Consider the following 6,692-nt stretch of genomic DNA (forward strand, 5'->3'; position numbering starts at 1 on the left):
CCCCCCCAGTTACAAGAACTGACTTATTTTCTAAGTTAATTTTAATTCCTCCATCGCTTTTTTAAGAAATTGCACCACTGCATCAATGTCTTCTTCTTTCATCTGATAATACAAGGGTAAAGCTAATGACCTGTTAAATAGATTGAGTGAGATCGGACATATATCATTGGAATTATACACTGGCTGGACATGAGATGCATAGGTTCCTATTTGACTTTGGACCCCATTTTTCAGAAGTTTTTCAATCATATTTTTTCTATTGATTCTTTTATCGACAAGAACCACATAACTTTGATAAATATGCTTCACATTATCGCTTACATAAGGTGATTCAATAAAGTTGATTTCCTGGAGTTTTTCATCCCAATACCTGGCAATTTCTCTTTTCCTTACAATAATTTTGTCAAGCTTCCGCAATTGTGCGACACCAATTGCAGCAGTGACATCGCTCATTTTATAGTTATAACCAACTTTCGTAAATTCTGGGATAGTGAATTTATTACTTTTTTCCCGGTCCCAAGCGGAAGTTGCGCCAAAAACAGATAAATTTCGTATTATATCAGCTATACTTTTATTATTGGTTACCACCATGCCCCCTTCCCCTGTTGTTATACCTTTTCTTGCGTGGAAGGAAAAACAACCAATATCCCCAATTGTTCCTGCAAAATTATTTTTATGCTTTGCCCCAAATGCACACGCAGCATCTTCGATAACCTTTAAATTATTATCCTTAGCGATCTCCATTATTTCATCCATTTCCGCAGGTTGTCCGAAAGTATGAACTGGAATTATCGCTTTAGTTTTATCAGTTATTTTATCTTCGATCAAGCTTGGATCGATATTGTATGTTCTCGGATTAACATCGTTAAACACAGGCTTTGCCCTACAATATATTACCGAATGACCGGTAGCAGGAAAAGTATAATCTGCTACTAAAACCTCATCCTCTTCTTTTATACCTATACCAAGCAGTGACAAGTGCAACGCTGCTGTGCAATTAGTAACAGCGATTGCATATTTAACTCCCAAGTATTCAGCACATTTATCTTCAAATTCTTTCACTTTTGGACCTTGAGAAACCCAACCAGAATCTAAGACACCCCTGATTTCACCCAGTTCATCTGAATCAAAATAAGGCTTAGCTAAAGGTACTTTTGAAATTGTTTTATTGTTCATATTCATTGCAATTCCTGGATGTTTTTTTATTGAATCGTCGGAACATTCTTACCATCTCATCCAATTCCTTTATACACAAACCCATCGCCAATGAACTTATCGCCCTCCGCCACATTTCGCCCATCCACCAGCACCCTATGCCTCAACCGCAACTCACCCCACTCTATCTCCCTAAACTCCTCATAATCAGCCGCAATCACAACCGCATCAATATCCCCTACATCATCCAGCCTCCGCGGCTCAGCCCCAAACTGCCGTACATCATCCCCGAACAGCGGATCATACGCAAACACCACTCTACATTCACCCTTCAAAATATCAATGATCGAAAGCGCAGGACTGCATCTCGTCTCCTTCACATCACCCCTGTATGTCACACCCAGCACAAGTACATTGGCGTCCTTCAACTCTACGCCAACCTCACCAAGCCCGCGCCTGACCAGTTCCACAGTGTAACCAGCCATGCCATCGTTGATCTCACGAGCAAGCGTGAGCAAACGCGTGTCGCTTTTTACGGTCTTTGTAATGAAATAGGGGTATACAGGGATGCAGTGTCCGCCAACACCGCAGCCTGGTTTGTGGATATGGGAATACGGCTGGGTATTGGCCACATCGAATGTTTCGATGGCACTGATACCGATCTCATCGCATACCACAGCCAGCTCGTTCGCAAGTGCGATATTGACATCCCTGTACAGTCCCTCGAAGACCTTTACTGCCTCGGCTGTGGTGGCATCGGTCACCGGGCTGACTCCCTTTGAGTTGATGACTTAATAAATGGCAGCCGCAGCCTGGCTGCTTGATTCATCAATGCCTCCCACCACCTTGGGGTATGCGCCTCTGATATCCTCAATGGCCCTGCCTGAAGAGGTGCGCTCGGGACAGTGAGCGACACCGAACTCGCCGCATGACAGGCCGGATCCTTCCAGCAGCGGGAGTATGATGTCATGGGTGGTTCGCGGCGGGACTGTGCTCTCCTGTATCACAAGGTCGCCTTTGTCGAGTCCTTGTGCGATATTCCTGCATACGGATTCAACGATCGACATATCAGGATTATTATCTGCGTCAAGGAAAGTCGGGACAAGGATCACCATAACATCTGCCTGTTTCGCGGCATTTACCAGATCTGATGTAGCGCTGAGGCGGCCTGCGGCAGTGTTCTTTGCTACCAGCCCGGCAAGGCCCGGTTCACCTACCACATGACACTCGCCGCGGTTAATGCTGGCCACCACTTCAGGGCTGACATCGGCACCTATCACTCTTGCGCCGCAGTCTGCGAACACTGCTGCAAGGGGAAGCCCCATCTTGCCAAGGCCGTATACTGCAATCGTGACATTGCCTGACTTCATGGCCCCTATGATATCGCTTTTATTTGCACCGTAAACTTTCATGTATATCACATCTTATGGGTGTTTATTCAATATGTGTGGGTAATGGAACACGGATGACACGGATTCACACGGATTTTTTCTTATCTGTGTAAATCCGTGTCATCCGTCTAATCAGTGTTCCATCTAAAATTGCACGAATTTTTAGAGATAATTACACAAGTTTAACCCATCCTGATGATCTGTCCGCTCTTATACGATTCAATCGCAGCCAGTGCAACCTCAAGCGCATGCTTACCGTCTTCCCCAGTAACGATCGGATAATCTCCTGTCCGCACTGCATCCATAAAATGCTCAAGTTCCCTCTTCAGAGGTTCCGCCTTCTCAATCTTTGCCTCGCGTATCCACTCACCATCATGAATCGACACGGTCTGTTCATTGTAATCCAGGTAAGCAACACCATCGATCCCGATAACCGACATTTTTCTCACTTTATGCGGGGTCAGCCAGTTAGTGTCAACAACACCTGCCTTGTCTCCATTGAATTTTAGCATGATCGAGGCATGGTCTTCTTGCGAATGGATATCCTTTCCAGCAATTGCATATACCTCTGATATCTTGTTACCATACAGGTATGAGATCACATCAATATCATGCACACCAAGGTCAAGGATGATACCGACATCCCGGATCCTTGGATTATATGGTCCGACCCTGCGTGTTGATATGGATACGACTTTGCCAAGCAATCCATTGTCAATGATCTCCTTCATCTTTGTAACAGCAGGATTAAAACGCTCAATATGCCCCACCATCAATGTTAATCCCGCATCCTGTGATGCCGATATCATTGCATTTGCATTCTCCACAGTATCAGCGATTGGCTTTTCGATAAGTACATTTGTGCCAGCAGCAATTGCATCAAGTGCGACCTGCCTATGAAGCATGGTCGGCACAACGATGCTCACAGCATCAAGATCCTGTGCCAGCATTTCATTATAATCTGTAAAAGGAAGAGTATTGTAATGAGATGCAAGCTCACCTACACGTTTCTCGTCAACATCAGATATTCCGACCAGTTCAACATCATCCATTTCGCTATATATCCTCACATGATGCTGTCCCATAGCACCAGTACCTATAACTCCTACATGCGGCATGATTATTCAGCTCCTTTAATGACTTCGATAACATAATCCAGTTCATTCTGGGTAACAGACGGATGCACAGGAAGGGATATAACCTCAGACGCAGCTATTTCACATTTGGGCATCGAATCGTTGTATCCTAATTCTTGATAGAATAGCTGTTTATGCGTTGGTATTGGATAATATATTCCTGTTCCCACACCTTTTTCATTTAAGGTCTTAACAAGTTCATCTCGATCTTTGGCGCGAATCGTGTACTGGTGGAACACATGCTCACAGTTACGTCCCACAATCGGTACTGTGATTCCATCGATTCCCTTCAATCCCCCTGATAAATATTCAGCATTGTTCTGCCGCTTTCTGGTAAACTCATCAAGTTTGTTAAGCTGCACAAGTCCGATAGATGCGGATATGTCTGTCATACGGAAATTGTAGCCAAGCATCTCATGCACATATCTCTTCCTGGAGCCGTGTGACCTAATCATCCGGGCACGGTCTGCAATATTCTGGTCATTGGTGGTTATCATACCGCCTTCACTTGTGGTCATATTCTTTGTAGGATAGAAACTGAACGTGCCTGTCCCGAAGGAACCTACTTTTTTCTTATTATAAACAGCACCATGTGCCTGGCATGCATCCTCGATCACAGCTAGATTATGATCTTCGGCAATCTCCATAATTGCATTCATATCTGCCGGATGACCATAAAGATGAATCGGAAGGATCGCTTTTGTTTTTTGTGTGATTTTCTCCATGATCGCGTCAGGGTTAATGTTGAATGTATCTTCATCAATATCCACAAATACCGGTCTTGCACCTGTAAAAAGTACTGAGTTTGACGTTGCTATGAATGTAAAAGGAGTTGTGATCACCTCGTTTCCGTCACCAATTCCATGTGCAAGAAGCGTCGCATGCAGCGCAGCAGTTCCGGAATTTACAGCAATCGCATGTTCAACATCAATATAATCAGCAAAAGCCTGCTCAAAATCTGCCACTCGCGGTCCTTCCGCGATAATAGCAGACATGATCGCATCGGTGACTGCATGAACTTCATCGGCTCCAAGTAAAGGTTTTGCGATAGGTATCATGTTCCAAGTTCCTTTTTATGAATTTGTATTTATATAATATTCAAGACTTTAAAATCATCTGGCATCTCAATAATCTTTGCAGGCGTTCCAATCGCGAGTTTTCAAGCTGGCACATCCTTTGTAACAAGCGCCCCTGCCGCGACCATCGTTCCTTCACCGATATCTATTCCAAGAAGAATCGTGGAATTTGGGCGGATGGCAGCACTGTCTCTAATTACTGTACCTTCATACTCGTGGTTTTCCACTTTTATTTTCTTTCTGGCAATCTCTTCTAAAACAGATGTATCCGGGTAGCTGAGTATCACATTTTCCAATAAGACTGCGTTGTACCCTAAACGGCTATTGCCATACATATTTGCTGTGTTGTGAACCATCATGTTATCATTATTCATATTAAGTTTCCATTGGCACTATATTCTATTAAAACATTGTTAAAAATCGAGACCGTTACAATTCGTGTTGGTGAATTTAATTAAACCACAGATAAACACAGATGAACACAGATTTTCAGGTAGCGTATCCGCGTTTATCGGCGTTCGTCTGCGGTTAGTTTGATAATACCAACATGTAATGTGACGGTCTCTAAAAATCATTTGCAAGACATCAAGATACAAGTTGAAATGCTGAGGCTTGCACAATGTTGGATTTCTACTTCTGATTATAATCGTAAATCACCAAAATGCTTGAGAATAACTCAAAAATTATATACCATCATCACATAAAAAACAAACATGAACTCACTACTTCTCCTAACCCTCATCACAACCGCAATCCCTCTTGGAGTTTACCTCATCTATATCCTCGCAGCCATAACCTCAAAACCAACTTTAATAAAACCACTGGAGTCACTACCCAACATAAGCATCGTAATTCCCGCATACAACGAAGAATCCGTGATCGAAGACCGCATCAACAACCTCTCTGAGATCTACCCAAAAGATAGGATGGAACTCATTATATCTAACGACGGCTCATTGGACAACACTGAAATAATCGCACAAAAAGCCCTCGCAAAAAACTCCCTCTGTGGCAGAGTCATCACACACCCACGCAGCGGTGTGAACAAAGCCATCAATCGCGGCATAAATGAATCTTCAAATGAAATAGTAGTTATCACTGGTGCAGATGGTCTATTCGATGAAAATACCATACCTCACTTAATCACAGTATTATTGAGCAGCAATGATACAGGTGCTGTATCTGGCGATATCGTTCCAATGTCGAAAGGGAATACAATATTTTCGAGATCTGAAAATGCTTATCGCTCTATTTATGGCAAGATATGTATTTGGGAGAGTAAAGTGCATTCAACATACTGTTTAAACGGAGCAGTGGTTGCCTTTAAGAAAAATGCCTCTACTTCACTTAATACTAAAAAGGGTGCAGATGATGCAAGTATGGCACTTTCTGTGATCCGCAACGGTTATCGATGTCAATATGTCCCCTCTGCCAAATTCTATGAATATGTTCCTTATAAGTTCAACGAGCAACGGCGGCAAAAGATTAGAAGAGCTACAAGATTAATGGAAGCAACTTTTTTTAACCGGGATGTAATGTCTTCCAAATACGGTAAGTTTGGAATGCTAATATTTCCACTGAGAATTTTAATGTTCTTTGTGGTTCCCACATCATTTTTTGTATCTATTTTATTGTGGACTATCATTATTGCTTCAAATGACATTATCTATGGTATCGGCTTTTTAGCTTTTATTGCTGCATTGGTAATTGCGGGAAGTGTTAAGACAAATCTTATATCTTCATTTATAATATACCAAGCTTATCTATTTTTGGGCTTAATTAATATGTTACGTGATGTACATGTATGGGAGCCAGCAGAAAGGGATTAAATATTATGGCTCTTCCTGGATTCCAAGTTGGTGATTTTGAATTGAATAAGTAGCTAAAAGCACAAAATCGCTGGATTGTTTTAATCATCAGTCGGTTTTAATGCA

4 protein-coding genes and 2 pseudogenes are annotated in these 6,692 nt (G+C 42.5%); 1 reads left to right on the forward strand and 5 read right to left on the reverse strand.

The genetic code is table 11. From position 1 onward, the window contains the following. Window positions 1-30 precede the first annotated feature (30 nt). The 5 genes and pseudogenes from HF974_03805 to HF974_03825 form a co-directional block, all read right to left on the reverse strand. Window positions 31-1,176, reverse strand: coding sequence for a DegT/DnrJ/EryC1/StrS family aminotransferase (locus HF974_03805; GenBank protein ID MBC2697464.1), 1,146 nt, complete (start codon window positions 1,174-1,176; stop codon window positions 31-33). A gap of 56 nt (window positions 1,177-1,232) precedes the next feature. Next, window positions 1,233-2,567 (reverse strand): annotated as a pseudogene (locus HF974_03810) (nucleotide sugar dehydrogenase). 161 nt (window positions 2,568-2,728) lie between these two features. Next, a complete protein-coding gene (locus HF974_03815; protein MBC2697465.1) occupies window positions 2,729-3,664 on the reverse strand; it encodes a Gfo/Idh/MocA family oxidoreductase in 936 nt (311 codons plus the stop codon). A gap of 2 nt (window positions 3,665-3,666) precedes the next feature. Beyond that, window positions 3,667-4,740: a DegT/DnrJ/EryC1/StrS family aminotransferase gene (locus HF974_03820; protein ID MBC2697466.1), complete on the reverse strand. Its 1,074-nt coding sequence runs from the start codon at window positions 4,738-4,740 to the stop codon at window positions 3,667-3,669. A 29-nt stretch (window positions 4,741-4,769) separates the two neighbouring features. After that, a pseudogene (locus tag HF974_03825) lies at window positions 4,770-5,132 on the reverse strand (N-acetyltransferase). Window positions 5,133-5,471: 339 nt separating this feature from the next. Here HF974_03825 and HF974_03830 point away from each other — a divergent pair. Further along, window positions 5,472-6,587: a glycosyltransferase gene (locus HF974_03830; GenBank protein MBC2697467.1), complete on the forward strand. Its 1,116-nt coding sequence runs from the start codon at window positions 5,472-5,474 to the stop codon at window positions 6,585-6,587. Window positions 6,588-6,692 lie beyond the last annotated feature (105 nt).

This window comes from ANME-2 cluster archaeon, from assembly GCA_014237145.1.
Taxonomy (GTDB): Archaea; Halobacteriota; Methanosarcinia; order Methanosarcinales; family Methanocomedenaceae; genus Methanocomedens_A.

Excerpts from the sequence above, each read along its gene's own strand:
- HF974_03805 (MBC2697464.1), bottom strand. The coding sequence starts at position 1,176 with ATGAACAATAAAACAATTTCAAAAGTACCTTTAGCTAAGCCTTATTTT.
- HF974_03815 (MBC2697465.1), bottom strand. The coding sequence starts at position 3,664 with ATGCCGCATGTAGGAGTTATAGGTACTGGTGCTATGGGACAGCATCAT.
- HF974_03820 (MBC2697466.1), bottom strand. The coding sequence starts at position 4,740 with ATGATACCTATCGCAAAACCTTTACTTGGAGCCGATGAAGTTCATGCA.
- HF974_03830 (MBC2697467.1), top strand. The coding sequence starts at position 5,472 with ATGAACTCACTACTTCTCCTAACCCTCATCACAACCGCAATCCCTCTT.